General features: G+C 70.4%; 21 protein-coding genes. 13 read left to right on the top strand and 8 right to left on the bottom strand.

The genetic code is table 11. The features are described from left to right. The first annotated feature begins 17 nt into the window (after positions 1-17). The 4 genes from KME80_RS04950 (at position 18) to KME80_RS04965 (ending at position 3,857) form a co-directional block, all read left to right on the top strand. Entirely contained in the window at positions 18-1,139 is a 1,122-nt protein-coding gene (locus KME80_RS04950; RefSeq protein WP_219500689.1) for a citrate/2-methylcitrate synthase, read from the top strand. A gap of 10 nt (positions 1,140-1,149) precedes the next feature. Beyond that, on the top strand, positions 1,150-1,446 hold the full coding sequence (locus KME80_RS04955) for a DUF3017 domain-containing protein (protein WP_219500691.1): 297 nt from the start codon (positions 1,150-1,152) through the stop codon (positions 1,444-1,446). Positions 1,447-1,499: 53 nt separating this feature from the next. Continuing rightward, positions 1,500-2,714, top strand: a complete 1,215-nt coding sequence (locus tag KME80_RS04960) for an NADP-dependent isocitrate dehydrogenase (protein WP_219500694.1) — start codon at positions 1,500-1,502, stop codon at positions 2,712-2,714. A gap of 141 nt (positions 2,715-2,855) precedes the next feature. Further along, positions 2,856-3,857 carry a polysaccharide deacetylase family protein gene (locus KME80_RS04965; RefSeq protein WP_308125619.1) on the top strand — a complete coding sequence of 334 codons (1,002 nt, stop codon included), beginning with the start codon at positions 2,856-2,858 and terminating at the stop codon, positions 3,855-3,857. A 33-nt stretch (positions 3,858-3,890) separates the two neighbouring features. Here the strand turns inward: KME80_RS04965 and KME80_RS04970 are convergent, their stop codons facing one another. Both KME80_RS04970 and KME80_RS04975 read right to left on the bottom strand, forming a co-directional pair. Next, on the bottom strand, positions 3,891-4,640 hold the full coding sequence (locus tag KME80_RS04970) for a TolB-like translocation protein (RefSeq protein WP_219500698.1): 750 nt from the start codon (positions 4,638-4,640) through the stop codon (positions 3,891-3,893). After that, positions 4,637-6,061, bottom strand: coding sequence for a TolB-like translocation protein (locus KME80_RS04975; RefSeq protein WP_219500699.1), 1,425 nt, complete (start codon positions 6,059-6,061; stop codon positions 4,637-4,639). Before KME80_RS04975 ends, KME80_RS04970 begins: the two co-directional genes overlap by 4 nt. A 232-nt stretch (positions 6,062-6,293) precedes the next feature. On the opposite strand from KME80_RS04975, the gene KME80_RS04980 reads away from it, so the two are divergent. Next, positions 6,294-6,797, top strand: coding sequence for a hypothetical protein (locus KME80_RS04980; protein WP_219500701.1), 504 nt, complete (start codon positions 6,294-6,296; stop codon positions 6,795-6,797). 35 nt (positions 6,798-6,832) lie between these two features. Continuing rightward, a complete protein-coding gene (locus KME80_RS04985) occupies positions 6,833-7,765 on the top strand; it encodes a DUF5996 family protein (protein WP_219500703.1) in 933 nt (310 codons plus the stop codon). On the opposite strand, the gene KME80_RS04990 is transcribed toward KME80_RS04985, so the two are convergent. Next, entirely contained in the window at positions 7,737-8,198 is a 462-nt protein-coding gene (locus KME80_RS04990; protein WP_219500704.1) for an SMI1/KNR4 family protein, read from the bottom strand. The two genes, KME80_RS04985 and KME80_RS04990, sit on opposite strands and share 29 nt — an antisense overlap. Before the next feature lie 15 nt (positions 8,199-8,213). Here KME80_RS04990 and KME80_RS04995 point away from each other — a divergent pair, with 15 nt between their 5' ends. Both KME80_RS04995 and KME80_RS05000 read left to right on the top strand, forming a co-directional pair. Next, a complete protein-coding gene (locus tag KME80_RS04995; RefSeq protein WP_219500705.1) occupies positions 8,214-10,193 on the top strand; it encodes a serine/threonine-protein kinase in 1,980 nt (659 codons plus the stop codon). Positions 10,194-10,247: 54 nt separating this feature from the next. After that, entirely contained in the window at positions 10,248-11,222 is a 975-nt protein-coding gene (locus KME80_RS05000) for a malate dehydrogenase (protein ID WP_219500706.1), read from the top strand. A gap of 100 nt (positions 11,223-11,322) precedes the next feature. Here the strand turns inward: KME80_RS05000 and KME80_RS51690 are convergent, their stop codons facing one another. Beyond that, the gene (locus tag KME80_RS51690; RefSeq protein ID WP_281426784.1) at positions 11,323-11,448 is read right to left on the bottom strand and encodes a hypothetical protein; all 126 of its coding nucleotides are present in this window, start codon (positions 11,446-11,448) and stop codon (positions 11,323-11,325) included. A gap of 59 nt (positions 11,449-11,507) precedes the next feature. Further along, positions 11,508-12,455, bottom strand: a complete 948-nt coding sequence (gene galE / locus KME80_RS05005) for a UDP-glucose 4-epimerase GalE (protein WP_219500707.1) — start codon at positions 12,453-12,455, stop codon at positions 11,508-11,510. Between the two features lie 86 nt (positions 12,456-12,541). On the opposite strand from galE, the gene KME80_RS05010 reads away from it, so the two are divergent. From KME80_RS05010 to KME80_RS05020, 3 genes are all read left to right on the top strand, one after another. Further along, complete coding sequence (locus KME80_RS05010; RefSeq protein ID WP_219500708.1) at positions 12,542-13,855, top strand: hemolysin family protein; 1,314 nt, start codon at positions 12,542-12,544, stop codon at positions 13,853-13,855. A gap of 14 nt (positions 13,856-13,869) precedes the next feature. After that, on the top strand, positions 13,870-14,874 hold the full coding sequence (trpS, locus tag KME80_RS05015; protein ID WP_219500709.1) for a tryptophan--tRNA ligase: 1,005 nt from the start codon (positions 13,870-13,872) through the stop codon (positions 14,872-14,874). Positions 14,875-14,975: 101 nt separating this feature from the next. Then, the gene (locus KME80_RS05020; RefSeq protein WP_308125620.1) at positions 14,976-15,914 is read left to right on the top strand and encodes a YihY/virulence factor BrkB family protein; all 939 of its coding nucleotides are present in this window, start codon (positions 14,976-14,978) and stop codon (positions 15,912-15,914) included. Here the strand turns inward: KME80_RS05020 and KME80_RS05025 are convergent. Further along, a complete protein-coding gene (locus KME80_RS05025; protein WP_246644005.1) occupies positions 15,903-17,012 on the bottom strand; it encodes a D-alanyl-D-alanine carboxypeptidase family protein in 1,110 nt (369 codons plus the stop codon). The genes KME80_RS05020 and KME80_RS05025 overlap by 12 nt on opposite strands. Positions 17,013-17,110: 98 nt before the next feature. On the opposite strand from KME80_RS05025, the gene KME80_RS05030 reads away from it, so the two are divergent. Beyond that, positions 17,111-17,362, top strand: a complete 252-nt coding sequence (locus KME80_RS05030; RefSeq protein ID WP_246644007.1) for an SCO4848 family membrane protein — start codon at positions 17,111-17,113, stop codon at positions 17,360-17,362. Here KME80_RS05030 and KME80_RS05035 read toward each other — a convergent pair. After that, a complete protein-coding gene (locus KME80_RS05035; RefSeq protein ID WP_219500711.1) occupies positions 17,274-18,677 on the bottom strand; it encodes a peptide ligase PGM1-related protein in 1,404 nt (467 codons plus the stop codon). The genes KME80_RS05030 and KME80_RS05035 overlap by 89 nt on opposite strands. A 461-nt stretch (positions 18,678-19,138) precedes the next feature. Here KME80_RS05035 and KME80_RS05040 point away from each other — a divergent pair, with 461 nt between their 5' ends. Further along, positions 19,139-20,374 carry a M20 family metallopeptidase gene (locus KME80_RS05040; protein WP_219500713.1) on the top strand — a complete coding sequence of 412 codons (1,236 nt, stop codon included), beginning with the start codon at positions 19,139-19,141 and terminating at the stop codon, positions 20,372-20,374. Between the two features lie 9 nt (positions 20,375-20,383). On the opposite strand, the gene KME80_RS05045 is transcribed toward KME80_RS05040, so the two are convergent. Continuing rightward, positions 20,384-22,264, bottom strand: a complete 1,881-nt coding sequence (locus tag KME80_RS05045) for a Xaa-Pro dipeptidyl-peptidase (RefSeq protein ID WP_219500716.1) — start codon at positions 22,262-22,264, stop codon at positions 20,384-20,386. Positions 22,265-22,384 lie beyond the last annotated feature (120 nt).

Below are 22,384 nucleotides of genomic sequence, written 5' to 3' on the forward strand. Positions count from 1 at the left end.
AAGCGGAGGAAACACTCATGGCGGACAAGCCCACCAAAGGTCTTGCCGATGTCGTCGCCGCGTCCACAGCGCTCAGCGACATCGACGGGAAGGCCGGTCGCCTCTTCTATCGCGGATACGACATCCACGACCTGGCCGGCCGCGCGACGTTCGAAGAGACCGCACATCTGCTGCAACGCGGCAAGCTGCCCACCCGGGCCGAGCTCGACGCGTACACGGCGGAGCTGGTGCGGGGCCGCGAGCTGGGCGGCCTGGTCTCGGCGAACATCTCCGAGATCGCCGAGAAGCAGAAACCGATGGAGGCGCTGCGCACCCTCGTCTCGCTCGCCGGGGCCGACGATTCCGACAAGGACTCCAGCAGCCCCGAGGCGAACCTGCGCAAGGCCGCCCGCCTCACCGCGCAGCAGGGCCTGCTCATCGCCCGCTACCACGCGGCGCGCACCGGCGCCCAGGCGATCGAGGCCGATCCTTCGCTCAGCATCGCCGCGAACTTCCTGCTCCAGGTCACCGGCCGCACCCCCGACCAGCGCGCGGTCGAGATCTTCGACGAGTGCCTGGTGCTGCACGCCGACCACACCATGAACGCCTCGACGTTCGCCGCCCGGGTGTGCGCCGCGACGCTGTCGGACATGCACTCCGCCATCGTCGCCGCCATCGGCACGCTCAAGGGCCCGCTGCACGGCGGCGCCAACGAGCAGGTCATGAAGACGCTGGAGTCCATCGAGCCGTCCGGCGTCGCCCAGGCCGTCCGCGACAAGCTCGCCGCCGGCGAGAAGATCATGGGCTTCGGGCACCGCGTCTACAAGACGGAGGACCCGCGGGCGACCCACCTGCGGCGGATGTCGGAAGAACTGGCCGCCTCGACCGGCGACGACACTTACTATCGGATGTCCAAGGAGATGGAAGAGGTCGTCTTCGAGTCGAAGGGGCTCTACCCCAACGTCGACTTCTACGCCGCTTCGGTCTACCACTACCTTGGGATCCCGACCGACCTGTTCACCCCCGTCTTCTCGATCAGCCGCATGTCCGGCTGGACGGCGCACGTCATCGAGCAGCATGCCGACAACCGCCTGATCCGCCCGGACAGCGAATACATCGGCGAGACGGACCAGAAATGGAAGCCGATCGACGAGCGATGAGCGACGTCAGTTGAGCGACACGAGGCGCGAGAACTGGGGGCCGTACCCGCTGATCCTGGCGGGTGCGGCCGTCGGCGTGGGGCTGGTCTTCCTCGTGGACCCGCGGTGGGGCGGGTTCGCGCTGGGCGCCGTCGTCATGGTCGGCGCCGCGCTGCGGTTCGCCGGCTACGGCGGGCCGCTGGCCGTGCGCAGCAAGAAAACCGACGTGATCACGCTGGGACTGTTCGGGTTCGTCCTCGTGCTGACCTCGCTGTTGCTCTACAACAACGAGCTCAAGGCGTTGATCCTGTCCCTTTTCGCACGTTGACGAGGCCGTCCGATAGCCTCAACGCATCCATTCATTGAAGGGGAACCATTCGCATGCCCAAGATCAAGGTGGAGGGCCCCGTCGTCGAGCTTGACGGCGACGAGATGACCCGGATCATCTGGCAGTTCATCAAGGACCAGCTGATCCTTCCCTATCTCGATGTCGACCTGAAGTACTACGACCTCGGCATCGAGCACCGCGACGCCACGGACGACCAGGTCACGATCGACGCGGCCAACGCCATCAACAAGTACGGCGTCGGCGTGAAGTGCGCCACCATCACCCCCGACGAGGCTCGGGTGGAGGAGTTCGGGCTCAAGAAGATGTGGAAGTCCCCGAACGGGACCATCCGCAACATCCTCGGCGGCGTCATCTTCCGCGAGCCGATCATCATGTCCAACGTGCCGCGGCTCGTCCCCGGCTGGACCAAGCCGATCGTCGTCGGCCGTCACGCCTTCGGCGACCAGTATCGCGCCACCGACCTCAAGATCCCCGGCGAGGGCACGCTGACCCTCACCTACACGCCGAAGGACGGCTCCGAGCCGATCGAGCTCGACGTGTACGACTTCCCGGGCGGCGGCGTCGCCATGGCCATGTACAACCTGGACGAGTCGATCCGCGACTTCGCCCGCGCCTCCATGCGCTACGGCCTGGCCCGCAACTACCCGGTCTACCTGTCGACCAAGAACACCATCCTCAAGGCGTACGACGGCCGCTTCAAGGACATCTTCGCCGAGGTCTACGAGAACGAGTTCAAGGCCGACTTCGAGAAGGCCGGGCTCACCTACGAGCACCGCCTCATCGACGACATGGTCGCCGCCTCGCTCAAGTGGGAGGGCGGCTACGTCTGGGCGTGCAAGAACTACGACGGCGACGTCCAGTCCGACACCGTCGCGCAGGGCTTCGGCTCGCTCGGCCTGATGACCTCGGTCCTGATGTCCCCCGACGGCCGCACCGTCGAGGCCGAGGCCGCGCACGGCACCGTCACCCGGCACTACCGCCAGCACCAGCAGGGCAAGCCCACCTCCACGAACCCGATCGCCTCGATCTTCGCGTGGACCCGTGGCCTGGCCCACCGCGGCAAGCTGGACAACACCCCGGCGGTGACGGAGTTCGCGAACAAGCTGGAGCAGGTCTGCATCGAGACCGTCGAGGGCGGCCAGATGACCAAGGACCTCGCGCTCCTCGTCGGCGGCGACGCCAAGTGGCTGACCACCCAGGACTTCCTGGCGGCGCTGGACGAGAACCTGAAGAAGAAGATGGCCTGACCATCGCACGTGAAGGGGCCGCCTCCGGGCGGCCCTTTTCGCATGTCGAGACCATCTCTTGGCGCAGTGCAGGGTACGAGCCTCCCGTAACAGTCGTGCACGCATCGGGGGGTTCGAATGCGACTGCGTTTCATCAGTGGCGTGGGTGTGGTCGCAGTCGCTGCGATCGTGGCCGGATGCGGCTCGGAGCCCGTCGCCCAGGTCAAGGACACCAAGGCGGAGGCCGCCGCCAAGCTGCAGAAGACCAAGGCGGCCAAGGTCGCCGCCGCCGCGAAGGCCAAGGCCAACGAGCTCGGCCAGATCCCGGTCCTCATGTGGCACCGCATCGTCGACAAGCCCGCCACCACCGACGACCGCACCCCGGCGCAGTTCCGCGCCGACCTCGAACGGCTGGTCAAGGACGGGTACGTGCCCATCACCGCGGCCGAGATGGTCACCGGGAAGATCGACATCCCGGCGGGCAAGCACCCGGTGGTGCTCACGTTCGACGACTCCTCGCCCTCCCAGCTCACGCTGGACGGCACCGGCGCGCCCAAGCCCGGCACCGCGGTCGCGATCCTCCAGGAGGTCGCCGCCAAGCACCCCGGCTTCCGCCCCGTCGCCACCTTCTACGTCACCCGCGACATGTTCGGCAAGACCGGCCGCGAGGAGCAGGCCCAGATGCTCCTGTGGCTGAAGAACAACGGCTTCGACATCGGCAACCACACCCGCGACCACCACAACCTGCGCGGGCGCACGCACAAGCAGGTCGAGGAGCAGATCGGCTCCATCGGCAAGGAGATCACCGCGCTGGCGCAGGTCAAGCCGGTCACGATCGCCCTGCCGTACGGCAACCAGCCGAACAAGAAGGAGTGGGCCGCGCGCGGCGACGGCTACAAGCACGCGGGCGTCTTCCTGGCCGGCTACACGCCTTCCGCCTCGCCGTTCAGCCGCTCGTTCGAGCCGCTGGGCATCCCGCGTATCAGGGCCATGGACAAGAAGGGCGACTGCGCCCAGTTCTGCTCGACGGCCTGGCTCGACTGGCTCAAGGCGAACCCGGACATGCGTTACACCTCGGACGGCGACGTGTCGACCGTGGCGTACCCCAAGTTCAGGGCGCCGTTCTTGCGCCAGCTGTTCAAGACGTACGCCCTGCCGTACTGACGTCGCCGATCTCGACGATCAGGTTCGCCGGGTTCAGAAGCTCGTCGGTGACGCCCGGCACGGTGATGGCGAGGCGGCGGGCGTCACCGGTGGCCAGGTCGAGCACGTGGTAGGCGTCCTCGTTCCAGGGGCCGGTCGCCCGGATGACGAGGGTGTCCTCGTCCTCCCAGCGCACGATCTCCTCGGCCCGCCATCCGGCGAGTGGACGGTGTACGTGACGGCCCTGAGATGACCGGGCGCGCGGCTGCTCCTCGACGTGGCCAGCACGACGCCCTCGGCGGTCCAGCCGGCCACCCGGCCTGAGCCCTTCAGCCGGCGCGTGCTGCCGCGCTCGACGTCGACGATCAGTGAGGCGTCCCGGACGAGCATGTGGCGGCCGTCGCGGAAGAAGGCAGGGTAGCCCTCCTTCCTGACGCGGATCCGCTTGACGGTCCCGGCGGTCAGATCCCTGAGGGTCAGGTGACGGTCCCGCAGGTACGCCAGCCGCCTGCCGTCCCGGCTGAGCGTGATCCCGTCGTCGCCGGCGCCGGCGCCGGGCACCCACCAGCGCTCGCCGGTCGTGGTCACCAGGGTCCAGTGCCGGCAGGCCGCCGTGGGCTCGTCGCAGACGGGCCGGTACGCGTACCGCACGGGCGCGGGCAGCGGGCCGCGCAGCTCCTGCACCGGACGGGCGTTCTGCCCGGACTCCGGCCGGAGGAACGTGACGGGGCCTCGGGACCACAGCGGCGTGAGGAGCCAGGCAAGGGCAAGGACGGCGGCGGCGACCACCGCGGCGAGCCTCATGCGATCCTGCCCGGGACCGAGCCGGCGGGCAGGTCCTCGACGGGTTCGCTCCTGCCGGTGTCCAGGGCCACCAGGAAGTGGCCGGCGTCGGCGAGCTCGATCAGCAGGCGCCCGTCCTCGGCCCAGCCCAGCGGGACCGGCGACTCCTCGTGCTCGGGGAGGCGCAGCGGGGCCCGGTCGCGGACCAGGCCGGTGCGCGGGTTCATGGTCAGCACCTCGTCGTCGGTCACGAGCGCCAGCCTCCGCCCGTCGGGGGAGGCCAGCGGCCGCAGCGTGGGGTCGAAAGGCGTCCGGGTGCGCACCTCGCCCCGCGGGTCGAGCGTCAGCAGCTCGGTGTCGGGGGCGACGGTGAACGCGCGGCGGCCGGTGGTGGCGATCATCCCGTAGGGGCCGAGCCCCAGCACGCGGCGGACCTCCGGCAGGTGGACCCGCTCTCCGGTGGCCGAGTCGACGACCTCCGTCCCGCCGCCGTCGGTCGTCAGGCTCACGTGGCGACCGTCGCGGGACAGCATCGGCTCCGGGAGGTCCCTCGGCGACACCGGCTCCGTGAGCGGGTCCAGCAGGTCGCCCCGCAGCCCGGCGAGCATCATCCGGCCGGTGTCGCGGTCCAGGTAGACGGCGCGGCTCCCGTCACCGCTGAGCGCGAACGGCGCCCCCTCGTCGTCGCGCGCCTCGGGCAGCAGGATGCCGTCGCCGTTCGCGTCGTACAGGTGCCAGCCGGGGGCGTCCTGCGCGGGGGTCGCGAAGACGGCATGTGCGAGCACGTCCCGGGACCCTTTACCGGTGAACGGAACCGGCGGGCCCGGGTTCCCGTACGGCAGGAGGGCGAGGCCGCCGGCCAGCAGCAGCGCCGTCGCCGCCGGCCAGGGGCGGGAGCGCGGGCGCGGCGCCGCCGCCGAGGTGTCCACCGCGGCCAGGACCACCGTCAGGAGCGGCAGGCCGTACATGATCGCGACCCGCACCACCTCCGCCGAGCTGGACAGGTAGGGAAGGCCGCTGCCCGGCGCGGTCCACAGCGCCACGACGACGCCGGACGCGGCCAGGTGACGCGCGGCGCCGGCGCGCAGCGCCGCCCCGGCCCGGTCGCCCGGCCGCGCCCGCAGCCGCGCGAGGAGCACGAGGACGGCGAGCACGACGGCGAGCGTGACGACCGCCCAGAACCGCTGCTCGATCGGCACCTCGTGCTGGAACGAGCGCAGCACGGCCGCCAGGGCGACCGCCGAGGCGATCACGGCGGCGGCCCGCCACATGAGCGTGAGCGACTCCGGCAGGACCTTCAGCACGCCGCCGCCGTCGCGGGCCAGGAACGCGGCGGCGGCGAGCATGCCGACGAACCAGCCGGCCGCCAGCGAAGGGAGAACGCTGAGAAAGGAGTTTTCGCCGGCGAAAGCGAAGATTATGCACGCGCCGATTCCCGCCACCGTGTAACGGTCGCGTACGGCGAGGTAATGGCCGATCCGACTGAGGTCGGTCGGATTCGCCTCGATCGCGGCGTGACGTGCGAAGAATTCGGCCCGCTCCCCGGAAACACGGGGATTCCGCATGGCCAGCGCGCCCCCGACCGCCGTCGCCAGAAGAAATGTCGTCAGCAACTGCCGTTCACCACCCGGGAAAAGTAGCAGAATGCCCATTCGGCTGACAGGGGGATCAATAATGAGAAAACGGGTCAGGTGGGCAGGAATCTGGGTGCCGCTCGCGGCGGTGGCGGTCGGCGCGATCTGGTTCAGCGGGCTGGTGACGCCGCTCCTGGTCCAGAAGGCGAGCAGCGTGAGCGAAGTGGGCACCGCCTTGTGGTCCCTCGACGACCACGGCCGGCGGTTCCGCTCCTACATCACCGCGTCGCCGGTTTTCGTCAACGAGGGCTGGCTGCCCGTCACGATCACCGGCGTCGGGTTGCGGGGCCCCGGACTGGACCTCCTCGCGATCAAGGAAGGGGAGGGCCGCCCGTTCCCGTACACCGTCCCGGGGCGCGGCAGCGTGCGGCTGGATCTCAAGCTGGAGGTGACCGACTGCGCGGCCGCCGTCGCCGCCGAGGAGCCGGCCGCGATCGTGTTCCGGGTCGAGCACTGGTGGGGAAGCGTGACCACCGACGTGGTGCCGCAGGGGAACTCGCTCGGCGAGCCCTGGCAACTCAGCGCTTTGCATCTGGCCTGCTGATAACCATATGTAGCGGTATGGATACTATAGGCGACATGGAGTTGTTTCCGGCTATGCCGCTTGAGGAGTGGGCCGACACCAAGGAGACCATCCACCGCTTCGCCCAGATCGTGGGCAAGGTGCGGCTGGTCTCGGCGACCCGGCGTAACCACTGGTGGTCGATCCCGTTCCACCTGACCGGGCGGGGGCTCACCACCCGGCCGATGGGCGGGATGGGGGAGCTGCCGCTGTTCTGCATCGACTTCGACTTCGTCAGGCACCGGCTCGTCGTGGACGTGCTCGACGGGCGCAGCGCCGAGTTCAGCCTGGTGGGGCAGTCCGTGGCGTCGTTCTACGAGGAGCTGTTCGCGACGCTGGACCGGTTCGGCATCCGGCCCGACATCCTGGCGGTGCCGTTCGACCTGGGCGACAGCACGCCGTTCGCCGAGGACACCGCGCACGCCGCCTACGACCCCGCGCTCGCCAACCGCTACTGGCGCGTCCTGTCACAGGTCGCCCAGGTGCTCGACCGCTTCGCCGCCGGGTTCTGCGGCAAGACCAGCCCGGTGCACCACTTCTGGCACACCTTCGACATCGCGGTCACCCGATTCACCGGCAAGATCGTGGGCGCCTCGCCCGACGTCGACCCCGTCACCCGGGAGGCGTACAGCTGGGAGGTCATCAGCTCCGGCTTCTGGTTCGGCGACGACGAGCGGCCCTGGCCGGCGTTCTACTCCTACACCGCGCCCGAGCCCGACGGGCTGGAACGGGAGCCCCTGCGGCCGGAGCGGGCCGAATGGCTCCCGGCGCGGGGCAGCCACCTGGCGGTGCTGCGCTACGACGACGTCCGGGCCGCCGACGACCCGGTGTCGACCGTGCTGGACTTCTTCGAAAGCGCCTACCAGGCCGGGGCGAAGCTGACCCGCCTGCCCGAGGACGAGCTGGCCAGCCCCGGCGGCGTCACCGACCCGTGCCTCGACACGCCGTGAGGATCTCCCGGCCCCGCTCCGGCGTGATCAGCGGCGCGATGCGCGGATCGGCCAGCAGGCTCACCGGGGCGACGTGGTCGTCCGTCAGCGGCCGCCACAGCGCCAGCGCCTCCTTCAGCCGGGGCCAGGCGTCGGCCGCCGACCAGTCGACGGCCCGCACCGCCGCGTCGAACTCCGGCACCCCGTAGCGGAGCGGCGCCTGGCCCGCCTCCCCGGTGCCGCGCAGCCGCCAGACGAACGAGCCGGCGTGCGTCCAGCCGTCGGTGACCAGAAGGAACTCCCGGTACGACGGCGGCAGCGTGCGCCCCAGGCGTGACGGTCCAGGAGCGGCATCCCCGCAGGAGACCCCGACATTCCTGACGTCACGAAGCCTTAACAGTTCTCTGGAAACTTCCTGGGCGTCGTAAAGTTTGCGTCGTCGGGCTTTGTGCACACGTGGGGAAGACGAATGCCGCAGATGTCGCCGCTGGTCGCCGGTGATCCCACCCAGCTGGGATCGTTCCGGCTGTCCGGGCGCATCGGCGAAGGCGGCCAGGGCATCGTCTACCTGGGCGTCAACGACGCGGGGGAGCAGGCGGCGGTCAAGCTGCTGCACGTGAAGTTCAGCGGCGACACGGTCGCCCGGTCGCGCTTCGCGCGGGAGCTGAAGGCGGCGCAGCGGGTGGCGTCGTTCTGCACGGCGCGGGTGATGGAGGCCGACCTCGACGGCGACACCCCGTACATCGCCAGCGAGTACATCGACGGGCGGCCGCTGCGCGAGCTCGTCGAGAGCGACGGGCCGCTGCGCGGGACCGTGCTGGACCGGCTGGCCATCGGCACCGCGACCGCGCTGGTCGCGATCCACCACGCCTCGATCGTGCACCGCGACCTCAAGCCCGACAACGTGCTGATCGCCTCCGACGGGCCGCGCGTGGTCGACTTCGGCATCGCGCGGATCATCGACTCGACGGGGACCATCACCAGCCGGGCCATCGGGACCCCCGCCTACATGGCGCCCGAGCAGATCGCCGGCGACGACGTCGGGCCTTACACGGACGTGTTCGCCTGGGGGGCGACGATCGCGTTCGCGGCCACCGGGCAGTCGGTGTTCGACGGCAACTCCATCGCGACGGTGCTCAACAAGATCCTCAACCACGAGGTGGACGTGGGGATGCTGCCCGAGCCGCTGCGCGGGGTGGTGCGGTCGGCGCTGGCCAAGTCGCCGGGCGAGCGGCCGTCGGCGGACCAGATCCTGCTGCGGCTGCTCGGGCAGCCGGAGCACGTGGGGGCGTCCACGGACGTGCTCAACCGGGGCGTCCAGGTGGCCAGCGACGACACGACGCCGTTCATGCGCGTGTCACGCACCACGGGCGTCACGGCCGCGCCCGCGAGCGCCGTGCGGACATCCGGTACGAGCCACGCCGGCGCCTCCGCGACGCCGTCGGGGGAGGTCGCCTACCGCGGGGCCGAGAGTGCCGGGGTGGCCGAGAGCCCGCCGCGCCCGGAGGGCGGGGGGACGGGCAGTGGCGCGTTCCAGCTCCCCGTGGACGGCGGGGCGCCGGTGCGGGGCGGGCGCGGGGCCCGGTGGGCGGTGCTGGCCGGTGCGCTGGTGCTGGTGGCGGCGGCCGTCGCGGCGATGGTGTGGAAGGGCTGGCCGGTGGCGCTGGGCGAGCTGGGCCCCGACCCGGCCGAGGGCAGCGGCAGGCCGCCGGAGGCGTACGCGTCGGTGATGGACAAGGTCGGCAGAACCGGCAAGATCGTGATCGGGGTGAAGGCCGACCTGCCGGGGATCGGGCTGCTGCGTGACGGCGGGTTCGAGGGGTTCGACGTGGACCTGGCCAAGGAGATCGCGGCCAAGCTCGGCGCGAAGCAGACGGAGTTCGTGGCGGTCTCGCGGGGGAGCAGGGCGCGGGAGCTGGCCGAGGGCGGTGTGGACCTGGTGGTGGCGACCTATTCGATCTCCGATGCCGACGACGTGACGTTCGCCGGACCGTACTACCTGGCCTACCAGGACGTGCTGGTGCGCAAGGGGCGGATCGCCGCCCTGTCCGACCTGAAGGGGAAGCGGGTCTGCGGGATCAACAGCCCGACGGTCGGCATGGTGCAGGACAAGGTGGAGGTCGAGTCGGTGCCGGCGGGCAACTACGCCGAGTGCATGGACCTGCTGCGCAGCGGCGCGATCGACGCGGTGCCCGGCGAGGACCTGATCCTGGCCGGGTTCGCCGCGCGCGAGAGCCAGCGCTACAAGGTGCTGGGCGCGCGGCTCGACGACCCGGAGCGTTACGCGGTCGGCCTCAGGAAGGGCGACGTCAGGACGTGCAAGGCGATCAACGGAGTGATCGCCGACATGTACCGGACCAAGGCGATCCACAAGCTGCTGGGCCGCCATTTCGGCACCGTGGACTTCGCCACGCAGTCGAAGGTGCCCGCGATGAATGACTGCGGATGACGACCGGGTAGAGTCCGAAAGTCAACGAATCGACCCGGGAGTTAGGGGAAGGCCATGGCCACGCCCGTCAAGGTGACCGTAACCGGAGCAGCCGGTCAGATCGGCTACGCGCTGCTGTTCCGCATCGCGTCGGGCCAGCTGCTGGGCCCGGACGTCCCGGTGAAGCTGAGCCTGCTGGAGATCCCGCAGGCGGTCAAGGCGGCCGAGGGCACCGCCATGGAGCTCGACGACTGCGCCTTCCCGCTGCTGTCGGACATCGAGATCAGCGACGACCCCAACGTGGCGTTCGCCGGCGCCAACATCGCGCTGCTGGTCGGCGCCATGCCGCGTAAGGCGGGCATGGAGCGCGGCGACCTGCTCGGCGCCAACGGCGGCATCTTCGGCCCGCAGGGCAAGGCGATCAACGACCACGCCGCCGACGACATCAAGGTGCTGGTGGTCGGCAACCCCGCCAACACCAACGCGCTCATCGCCCAGCAGAACGCTCCCGACGTGCCGGCCGAGCGCTTCACGGCGATGACCCGCCTCGACCACAACCGCGCGCTGTCGCAGCTCGCGGCCAAGCTGCAGGTGCCGGTCTCCGACATCCGCAACATGACGATCTGGGGCAACCACTCCGCGACGCAGTACCCCGACCTCTTCCACGCCGAGGTGGGCGGCAAGGTCGCGGCGGAGCAGGTCGACGGCGAGTGGCTGCGCGAGACGTTCATCCCGACGGTGGCCAAGCGCGGTGCGGCGATCATCGAGGCGCGCGGCGCCTCGTCGGCGGCGTCGGCCGCCAACGCCGCGATCGACCACGTGCACGACTGGGTCAACGGCACCGAGTGGACGTCGGCGGCCGTGGTGTCCGACGGCTCCTACGGGGTGCCGGAGGGGCTCATCTCGTCGTTCCCGGTGCGTTCGGCGGGCGGGCGTTACGAGATCATCCAGGGGCTGGAGATCGACGCGTTCTCGCGTGAGCGGATCGACGCCTCGGTGCGCGAGCTGGCCGAGGAGCGCGACGCGGTGCGCGAGCTGGGCCTGATCTGAGCAGCCCGGCCTGACCTGATCTGTCGCGAAGGCGCGCGCCCCGGATGACGGGGTGCGCGCCTTTGTCGTGCTCGTGCTCGTGCCGGTCGTGCTCGTGCGGTCAGGGTGGCGCGTGACAGGGGGACGGCGAGCCGGCCTTGACGGGCTCGGGCGTGGCGAAGACCACGCCCGCGGCGGCGGCCAGGCTGCCCAGCATGACGAGGACGACCGCGAGCGCCTTCGTCACCCTTGGTGAAATGCTCCTCACATTTCGGTATCACAGCACATATTGCGCCGCGACAGGAGTCATTTGCCGGAAAGCGCCGCCCAGGCGTCGGCGACCATCTCGCGCAGCGTCGTGTGCTCGGGCTTCCAGCCCAGCTCGTCCTGGATCTTGTCCGACGAGGCGACCAGCACCGCCGGGTCGCCGGCCCGCCGCGGCCCGACGACGGCCGGGATCTCGTGGCCGGTGACCTCGCGGCAGACCTCGATCACCTCGTTCACCGTGAACCCGGTGCCGCTGCCCAGGTTGTAGATCTTGTGCTCGCCCTCCGCGCAGGCGTCGAGCGCCAGCAGGTGGGCCCGCGCGAGGTCGCGGATGTGCACGTAGTCGCGCACGCCCGTGCCGTCGGCCGTCGGGTAGTCGTCACCGAACACGGTGATCGACTCGCGCTCGCCCGTCGCCACCTTGAGCAGGTTGGGGATGAGGTGCGTCTCGATCGCGTGGCGCTCGCGGAAGCGGCCGTAGGCGCCGGCGACGTTGAAGTAGCGCAGGCTCACCGCGCCCAGCCCGCGCAGTGCGGCGAACGCGGTCAGCGTCGTGTCGACGGCCAGCTTGGAGGCCCCGTACGGGCTGGTGGGCCGCGTCGGCGCGCTCTCCACGATCGGCGAGCGCTCCGGCTCCCCGTAGGTCGCCGCCGTCGAGGAGAACACGATCTTGCGCACGTCACGCTCACGCATGGCCTCCAGCAGCGCCAGCGTGCCGCCCAGGTTGTGGGCCCAGTAGAGCCCCGGCTTCTCCACCGACTCGCCGACCAGCGACTTGGCGGCGAAGTGGAGCACCGCGTCCGCCCCGTCGAGCGCGTCGCCGGCCTCGGTGATCGACGCGCGGACGAACCGCGCCCCGTCGGGAACCGCGTCCTCGTGCCCGGTGGACAGGTCGTCGAGCACGGTCACCTCGTGTCCCGCCTCGACGAGCTGGGCCGCGACGACGCTGCCGACGTATCCGGCGCCTCCGGTGACCAGCAGCCTCATGTTCACTCCCGTTGAAATATGTTTGATTTTGTACGGCTTGCCGTTCAGCATACGCGGGAAAGCCGCCGAGTACGCTGCCAAACACCATGTTTGACACCGTCGCGGCGAACATCGCCCTGGTCCTGCTCTTCATCCTGGTGGGCGGATTCTTCGCCGCAGCCGAGATGGCCATGGTCTCCCTGCGCGAGAGCCAGGTCCGCAAGCTGTCGCACAAGGGCCGCCGCGGCGAGCGCGTCGCCAAGCTCGCCCGCGACCCCAACCGCTTCCTGTCCGCCGTGCAGATCGGCGTGACCGTCGCCACCATGCTGTCGGCCGCGTTCGGCGCCGACCGGCTCGGCATGCAGCTCACCCCCGTGCTCGAGGGCTGGGGCGTGCCCGCCGCCATCGCCCCCGTGCTCGCGCTGGTGCTGGTGACGCTGGCCATCTCGTACGTGTCCCTAGTGCTCGGAGAGCTGGCCCCCAAACGCCTCGCCCTGCAACGCGCCGAGGGACTGTCGCTCGTCGTCGCGCCGTTCCTGGACCGCATCGCGGCGCTGTCGAGGCCCGTCATCTGGATGCTGTCGAAGTCCACCGACGGCGTCGTCCGGCTGCTCGGCGGCAACCCGAAGGCCGACCGGGAGGAGGTCACCACCGAGGAGCTGCGCGACATGGTGGTCGGGCACGCCGAGCTGACCCCCGACGAGCGCAAGCTGATCGCCGAGGTGTTCGCCGCCGGCAAGAGGCAGCTGCGCGAGGTCATGCTGCCGCGCACCGAGGTGGAGTTCATGGAGGCCGACACCCCGCTGGCCGAGGCCGCGGTGCTGGCCGCCGGGCTGCCGCACTCCCGCTTCCCGGTCTACCGCGAGTCCTACGACGAGGTGATCGGGTTCGTGCACGTCAGGGACCTGCTGGACCCGGTGCTCACCGGCCGCACCGAGCCGCTGAGCGAGCTGGTGCCGATCCGGCCGGCCAAGTTCGTGCCCGCCTCCAAGCGGCTGCTCACCACGCTGGGCGAGATGCGCGACGAGGGTCAGCACATGGTCATCGTCATCGACGAGTACGGCGGCACGGCGGGCATCGTCACGATGGAGGACCTGGTCGAGGAGCTGATCGGCGACATCAGGGACGAGTACGACGTCGAGGACGACACGGTCGTGCTGCCCGCCGGCGAGATCGAGATCGACGGCCTGACCAACCTGAACGACTTCGGCACCGAGACGGGCATCAGGCTGCCCGACGGCCCGTACGAGACGCTGGGCGGGTTCGTCATGGCGATGCTGGGCCACGTGCCGGAGCTGGGCGAGCGGGTCGAGGTGCACGGTTTCGAACTGACGGTCACGGAACTCGACGGCAGGCGTATCGCGCGGGTAAGGGTGAAGCGCCGCTCGCTGGTCGAGTCGCCGCCCGAACCTGATTCCTGACACAATTGCCTGCTATGGCCAGACCTCGTGTACTCTCCGGCATCCAGCCCACCGCGGACTCCTTCCACCTGGGCAACTACCTGGGTGCGGTCCGGCAGTGGGTCACCTTGCAGGAGACCCACGACGCCTTCTACTGCGTGGTTGACCTCCACGCCATCACCGTGCAGACCGAGCCCGCCGCGCTGCGCCGCCGCAGCCGCGTCGCGGCCGCCCAGCTCCTCGCCGCCGGGCTCGACCCCGAGCGCGCCACGGTCTTCGTGCAGTCGCACGTCCGCGAGCACAGCGAGCTCGCCTGGATCCTCAACTGCCAGACGGGCATGGGCGAGGCCGCCCGCATGACGCAGTTCAAGGACAAGTCGGCCAAGTACGGCGAGAGCGCGGCCAGCGTCGGGCTGTTCACCTACCCGATCCTCCAGGCGGCCGACATCCTGCTCTACCAGGCCAACAGCGTGCCGGTGGGCGCCGACCAGAAGCAGCACCTGGAGCTCACCCGCGACCTGGGCCAGCGCTTCAACCACCGCTTCGGCGACACGTTCACGATCCCGGAGCCGTACATCCTCAAGGAGGTCGAGAAGATCACCGACCTCCAGGACCCGTCGGCGAAGATGTCGAAGTCCTCCTCCAGCCCGGCCGGCATCCTGGACGTGCTGGAGCAGCCGGGGCCGCTGCGCAAGAAGGTCATGCGCGCGGTCACCGACACCGGGTCGGAGGTGCTGTTCGACGAGGAGAACAAGCCGGGCATCTCCAACCTGCTGCGGATCCAGTCGGCGCTGACCGGCGTGCCGATCCCCGACCTGGTGGCCCGCTACGAGGGGCAGGGCTACGGGACGTTCAAGAAGGACGTCGCCGAGGCCGTGGTCGAGGCGTTCACCCCGATCCGCGAGCGCACCGAGAAGCTGCTGGGCGACGAGGCCGAGCTGGACAAGCTGCTGGCGGCCGGCGCCGAGCGGGCCCGCGCGGTGGCCCGGCGGACGATGGCCGAGGTCCGCGACCGGGTGGGCTTCCTGCCGACGCTCTGAGCCGACGGCCGCGCCGAGGCCGACCGCTCACCACGCTCATCACGCTCACCGGTTGAGCCGGGTCGCCGCGTAAGCGGGGGCCGCCTGGGCAGGAGTGCAGGGTGATCGTGAGTGAGCGGGTGGCGGCCGCCAAGGCGCGCGGGCGGCGCACGGTGGAGAGCTGGCGGGTGCGGCGGCCGTCGGTCGACCACCTGATCAGGACCGTCCAGCGCTACCAGGCCACGTTCGGCGACCGGCTGGCCGGGGCGGTGACGTACTTCGCGTTCCTGTCGTTCTTCCCGCTGATCGCGCTGGCGTTCGCGCTGCTCGGGTACGTGATGTCCGTCGACGAGGCGGTGACCCAGGCGCTGGAGGCGGCGATCGCCGAGCGGCTGCCCGGCGTGTCGGAGGAGCTCGACCTGTCGGGCATCGGGGAGGCCAGGGCGACCGCCGGGATCATCGGCCTGCTGGGCCTGCTCTACGCCGGGCTGGGGGCGGTGGACGCGCTGCGGGGGGCGCTGCGCGAGGTGACGATGGCGACCTCGCCGCCGCTGAACTTCTTCCTCGGCAAGCTGCGCGACCTGGTCTCGCTGCTCATGCTCGGGGTGACGCTGATCGTGTCGGTGCTGGCCGGCGGGCTGGCCACGCAGGCGACGCGGAACGTGGCCAACTTCCTGTTCGGCGACAGCTCGCCGGTGGTCACGGCGGCGACCGGCGTGGTGGGCGTGCTGGGCAGCGTGGGCGCCGACTGGGTGCTGTTCGTGATCGTGCTCGGCTGGGTGGCGCGGCCCGTCCAGCCGTTCCGGGTGATCGCCCGGGGCGCGCTGCTCGGCGCGATCGGGTTCGGCCTGCTCAAGCAGCTCGCCTCGCTGCTGCTCGCGCAGACGCTGAGCAACCCGCTGTACGGCGCGTTCGCGGTCATGGTCGGGCTGCTGATCTGGATCAACTTCTCGGCCCGGCTCGTCCTGTACGTGGCCGCGTGGACGGCCACGGCGGGAGGCGCCCCGCCGCCCGAGCCGACGCCGATGCCGTTCAGGACGGGCCGGACGTCACAGGCGTGAGCGCCGCCTGCGCCGGATGCCGTAGCCGAGCCAGAGCAGCCCGAACAGCAGCCCGCCGCCGATCACCAGCGAGCCGACCGTGCGCGTGGTGCCGGTCTGCTTGGCGGCGGCGTTGTCCAGCAGCGGCGGCGGTGGCGCGGCGCTGGGCGTGGCGCTCGGGGTGGTCACCGGAGCGGCCTGGGCCGGCGGCTGGTCGGGCAGCGGGTCGACGAGCTGCCCCACCGGGCTGACCTTGCCCCGGGCGGCGAACCCCCAGTCGAGCAGGCCGGCCACCTCGTCCCAGAAGTAGCCCTTGTGCCGCATGACGACCACGATGATCGTGTGGCCGTCGCGGGTGGCCGCGCCGACGAAGCTGCCGTGGGCCTTGGAGGTCCAGCCGTTCTTGACGCCGATCATGCCCTTGTAGCGCCAGAGCAGCTTGTTGTGGTTGCTGATCTGGTAGGGCTTCTTCGGCGCGGGGAACGTGGCGGTCTTTGTGCTGATATATCGCCGGAAGTCAGCGTTCGCCAGCCCGGCCCGTGCGATGAGCGCCAGATCGTACGCCGAGCTGCTCTGCCCCGGCTTGTCCAGCCCGCTGGGCGTCATGGCGACCGTGTCGTTCGCCTGGAGGCGCTTGGCCTCGGCGTTCATGTCGGCCATGGTCTTGGCCAGGCCGCCGTTGGTCTCGGCCAGCGCCATCGCCGCGTCGTTGCCCGAGGACATCATCAGCGCCCTGAACAGGTCCTCGACCTCGTAGATCGGCTTGGGCTGCAGGCCGACCGCGCTGCCCTCCTGGTTGACGGCGTTGCGGCTGGGCTTGACCTTGAGGTCCTTGTCCAGTTTGGGGATGAGCGTGACCGCGGTGAGGATCTTGAGCGTGCTGGCCGGCAGGAAGCGGCCGTGGGCGTTCCTGGCCGCGAGCACCTGGCCGGTCTCCTGGTCGGCGATGAGGAACGAGGTCGCCTTGGTCTTGGGCGGCGCCCGGAAATCGCCCGGCCTGACCAGCCCCTTGGCGCCCAGCGCGTCACCGCCCACCGGTGAGGTGGTCGGGTCGGCCTGGGCGGGACCTGCGAGGATGACCCCGAGACCGACCGCTGCGATGAGTGCCGTGACAGGCATCCGTTTCGTCCACATGGCGGTCTCAGCGTAGCTTCGAGTTGTATCCCATGTGCCGACACATCCCCCGAAGATCGGCCCACGACGCTAGAGAGATGGTCATGTCACGAAAGATCGCCGGATTCCTCGTCGCGCTCGCCGCGTTCATGGTCTTCGAGTGGATCAACCTGGGATTCAACCTTCAGGACGGCCACGACACCGGTTTCTACGTGGTGCACGGCATCCTGATCGCGGTCAACATCATCCTGGCGGTCGTGCTGGGGATCATCGGCCTGCGGGGGCTCGGCAAAGTGCCGTCCTGGTGGCGGCGTGCAGCTCGTCGGCCTCACGACGGGAGCCGGCGATCGTCGTGAAGCCCATCTTGCCGTGCTCGGGGATGGCGCCGAGCAGGTGGAAGACGTTCCCGGTGCCGGTCGCGGCGTCGAAGCCGAGGCCGAGCCGTTCGGCGGTGCGCAGCACCTCGCCGGGGGAGCGGCCGCGCAGGCAGTCGGCCGAGCAGTTGTCGGTGGCCGTGTAGTACGTGGGCCGGTCGCCGGCCATCAGCAGGCCGGTGCCCGGGTCGTACCGGGCTCCGGTGACGAGCTGGGCTGCCCCGTACGGATGGGTGGTGCCGCCGATCCGCAGGTTGATCTCGCACAGCAGGGCCGCGTAGCCGGCGTCGGTCTTCATGGCGAAGAAGTCCATGCCGAACAGCCCGACCGCGCCCTTGCTCGCCAGGATGGCGGCGATCCGGTCGGCCGAGGCGCCCACCTCGGCGCGGTACTCCGGCGCGGCCGGGAACGTGCAGCCCTGGTAGACGTCGTTGTTGGCGCCGCCGAGCACCTGGTCGTGGGTGGCCAGCACCTCGTGGTGCCCGCCGGGCGAGATGCGGGCCAGCGCGCTGGGGAAGTACAGCGGCCGGTGCTCGATGAACTCCTCGACCACGGCGCCGCGCTCGGCGATCTTGGCGGTGAACGTCTCCCAGGTCTCGCCCGCGGCGGAGAAGCTGGTCGCGGCGCGGTCGCCTTTGGGCAGGATGGCGTTGCCGAGTCCCGAGTAGCCGTCGTTCAGCTTGAGGATGACGCGCTCGCCGGGCAGCGACTCGATGGCGTCCTCCAGCTCGGCGAGGGTGTGCAGGTCGCCGAAGCCGCGCGCCATGGGCACGCCCGCCATCGAGCCGAGCTCGCGCGAGCCGCTCTTGGAGCCGTAGTAGGCCAGCGCCGTGGCCGGGCCGTAGAGGGGCACGTTGAGTGACGAGGCGAGTTCCTCCTCCAGCTCGCTCAGCACGAACGGCACGATGAAGGCGTCGTCGTCGATCGCGGACCGCAGCCGGTCCATGACGTCGGGACGCGACAGTAACGTCCTGGTGAGCGGTTGCGCGTGCGGCTCGTCGAGGGTGATGAGCTCCAGCCGCTTGGCGGCCTCCTCCGGGTCGGGCAGGAAGCCGAGATAGTAGGCGACGATCTCCGGGTCGATCGGCGCGGACGAGAGGTAGACCACCTTGACCCCGGGCTCGCGCAGGGTCAGCAGCAGGAAGAGCAGGCGCTCCTCGTAGCACCGCGCTCCCGTGATGCGGCGGAGCTCGTCCTGCGGCAGGGAGAGCGAGGGTACGACCACCAGGGTCCCCTCGCCCGGCTCGAAGATGCTCAACCTGGCATACTTCTCCCCGAACGGGATATTAGTGATCATATTGCGAGTGAAACACGCATTCTTCTCAAATGCAGCAATCGCCGGAGTGTCATGACCATGACAGAAGGTGACAGCATTCGTCATGGCGGAGCACGTTTGGGATGCCCGGCTCGGGGTCAGGATTTAATGATCCCTTGTGACTATTTTCGGGCCACGCCGGATGGTCACAGTCCGTGACGACCCGTGGTTACGGGCATGCAGGCGGCTAACTTTTGGTGTAGTTGTCGGCGCGAACGCTCACGAGAGCGATAAAGTCGAAGCATCGCCGGGCCCGTGGCTGATCGCCATGTTCCCGGCTGAAGCCGCCCTCTTCGGGAGACGGCGGAGAGTCGCGCCCCCGTGTCGATGAGCTGCTCGGAACGGACAGCCGCCACTGAGGGACAAATGACGAAAGACGGCGCTATTAGGCCGTGCGGCGTTGGGCAGTGGTGATCGCACGGCATGGGACGGGATGGTGACTGATGCAGGGACGTGAGCTTCGAGGGGAACTCGACGCGTTCCTGGCGGGGATCGAGCAGGACCTGGTGGCCTTCCGCCGTGATCTGCACATGCACCCCGAGCTGGCCTTCGCCGAATACCGCACGACGCAGCGGATCGCCGAGCGGCTCAGCGCCGCCGGGCTGGTCCCCTCGGTGCTGCCGCGCGGCACCGGGCTGATCTGCGACGTGGGCCGGGGCGACGGCCCGACAGTGGCACTGCGCGCCGACATCGACGCGCTCCCGCTCCAGGACGAGAAGGAGCTGCCCTACCGCTCCACCGTGCCCGGCTCCTGCCACGCGTGCGGGCACGACGTGCACACCACGGTCCTGCTCGGCACCTCGCTCTTCCTGGCCCAGCAGGCCGCCGCCGGGCTGCTGCCCGGCCGGGTGCGCCTGATCTTCCAGCCCGCCGAGGAGCTGCCCGGCGGCGCCCTGGAGGTCATGGCGCAGGGCGGCATCAGCGGCGTCGACCGCATCTTCGGCCTGCACTGCGACCCGCGCGTGGACGTCGGACAGATCGGCCTCAAGTCGGGCCCGATCACCTCGGCCTGCGACAAGCTGACGATCCGGGTCTCCGGCCCCGGCGGCCACACCGCCAGGCCGCACCTCACCGCCGACCTGGTGTTCGCGCTCGCCAAGATCCTCACCGAGCTGCCCGCCGCACTGTCGCGCCGGGTCGACCCGCGCTCCTCGCTCAGCCTCGTGTGGGGCCGCGTGTCGGCGGGCTCTGCCGCCAACGCCATCCCCGACGACGGCGTGGCCGAGGGCACCGTGCGCTGCCTCGACGAGAACGCCTGGCACGCCGCCCCCGACCTGATCAAGTCGCTGCTGGAGTCGGTCGCCGGCGCCTACGGCGTCGAGGCGACGATGGACTACACGCGCGGCGTGCCGCCCGTGGTCAACGATGACGGCTGCGTGGAGATGCTGACCGAGGCGGCCCAGCGGGCGCTCGGCCCGGGCGCGGTGGTGCCCACCCAGCAGTCGCTCGGCGGCGAGGACTTCGCCTGGTACCTGGAGTCGATCCCCGGCGCGTTCGCCAGGCTCGGCACCCGCTCCCCGGAGTCCGGCATCACCTACGACATCCACCAGGGCACGTTCGACGTGGACGAGCGGGCCATCGCCATGGGCGTGCGCCTCATGGCGACGACCGCGCTCACCGCCCTGTTCGAGGGCACCCGCCTCCCGGCCGCGGACGAGATCACCTCCGCCCTGGCCTGAGGCGGGCCGTCACGGCAGCCGGCCGAAGACCACCGGCAGCTTCACCGACGAGCGGCCCGGCGACACCGTGACCTTGGTGCCCGCCGGGTAACGCAGCGTGTAGTCGTGGTCCGTCGAGATGATCACCACGCCGATCCGGTGCCCCTTCTTGAACAGGTGGTCCTGCGGCTGGAGATCCCACGTGAAGCCGTACTCGCGGCCCGGCCTCACGGGCTCGCTGCGGTCCTCCCGGTGCCGGTTGCGCACGTCCAGCCACCCCCGCGTGACGATCTTGTACGGGGTCACCGCCGTGCCCAGCGTGCGCAGGGCGGTGCAGCCGGTGTCACCCGGGACGCCCTGGCCGTAGCAGAGCGTCTCGCCGGTCGGCACCAGCCTGCCGTCGGGCCGCGTGTCCGTCCCGTAGTCGACCAGCAGGGCGGTCAGGTACGGCGTGGCGCCGTCGCGCATCGAGGCCCGCACCGAGATCGTCGGCGTGCCCGAGATCCGCACGTCGGCGGGCAGCGGGGCCGTCAGATAGGCCAGCCGGTTCGGGTCCGCCGCGGGCGCGGTCCCGGCCAGGTCCTCGGCCGTGCGGGTCTTCTGGTCGGTGTACGACTCGCGCGCCGACCAGGGGCGGGGCAGCAGGCCGAGCTTGCCGCCCGAGCCCATCCACAGCCGCACCGGGTGGGCGCCCGGCAGCGGCCAGGAGGCGTGCCGCCCCCACTGCCCGGCGGCGATCTCCACGTCGGCCTGCGGCTCACGCATGACGCCGCTGTCGAGCCCGTACAGCCAGTGGTCGAACCAGCCGTGGAGCTGGCGCAGCCACTCGGCGGTGCGCAGGCTGAACGGGTTCATGTGGGTGCCCTGGTGCAGCCAGATCTTGCGCGGCACGTTCCGCTCGGCCAGGGCCTGCCACCACTGGGCGGCCTGCTTGGTCTTGACGTTCCAGTCGTTGAGCCCGTGCACCAGGAAGACGCTGGCCCGGACCTTGTCCACGTCGTTGAGGTAGTTGCGGGCGTCCCAGAACGGGCTGTAGTCGCCGCTGACGCGGTCCTGGGCCGCCGCCAGGCCGTCGATCACCGGGCCGCACACCGCCTGGCCGTCCTGCCTGGTCAGCACGAACTTGGCGAGCACGTCGGCGTCCTCGCCCTGGAAGCCGCCGGGGGCGAGCACGCCGCCGTTGGCCCGGTAGTAGTCGTACCAGGAGGAGATCGCGGCGATGGGCACGATCGTCTCCAGTCCCTCGACGCCGGTCGCGGCGACGGCGTTGGGCAGGGTGCCGTTGTAGGAGACACCGATCATGCCGACCTTGCCGGTGGACCAGGTGGCCTCGACCGGGGCGCCGTTCGCGTCGAAGCCCTTGGCGCGGCCGTTGAGCCAGTCGATGGCGGCCTTCGGCCCGGCGGTCTCGTTGCGGTCGCCGGTGGTCGGGCAGCCGGTGGCCCGGCCGCTGCCCACGTTCTCGACCAGGGCTATGGCGTAGCCGCGGGGCAGGAAGTAGTTGTCGTAGTAGCCGGCGAACGGCTCACTGGCGAGCTTGTCCGCGTGCGAGCGCAGCGTGGGCAGCGGGTTGCCGTCCTCGTCCACGTCGACGGGGTGGTTGGGGACGTCGTTGACGCCGGAGAAGTACGGGCTGGCCTCCATGATCACGGGGACTTTGAGCCCCTGGTCGGTCTCCTTGGGGCGCAGGATGTCGACGGCGACCCGGTCGGGCCGGCCGTCGTGGTCACTGTCGGTGCCTTCGACCTCGACGAAGACGGTCTGTTTGACGGCGTCCGCGCGGGAGAAGACCGGTTGGGTGGCGTTCCCCTCCACGCTGATGGCGGGGGTGTCCGCCGCGACGGGCCCGCTGGTCAGTCCCAGGACGAGGACCGCGGCCAGCGGCACGGCGATGGCCTTCCAAGGGTGCATGGCAGAGCTCCAGACGACTTTTCCGCCGGTTGGCGGGAATCCCTGCCATGATCGATCGGCGGTCACCGGCTGGCGAGGCCCAAAATTCGGCAAAGCTTGCCGGCCGCCACCTGAGCGGAC

The sequence above is a fragment of the Nonomuraea ceibae genome (assembly GCF_019396325.1).
Taxonomy (GTDB): Bacteria; Actinomycetota; Actinomycetes; order Streptosporangiales; family Streptosporangiaceae; genus Nonomuraea; species Nonomuraea ceibae.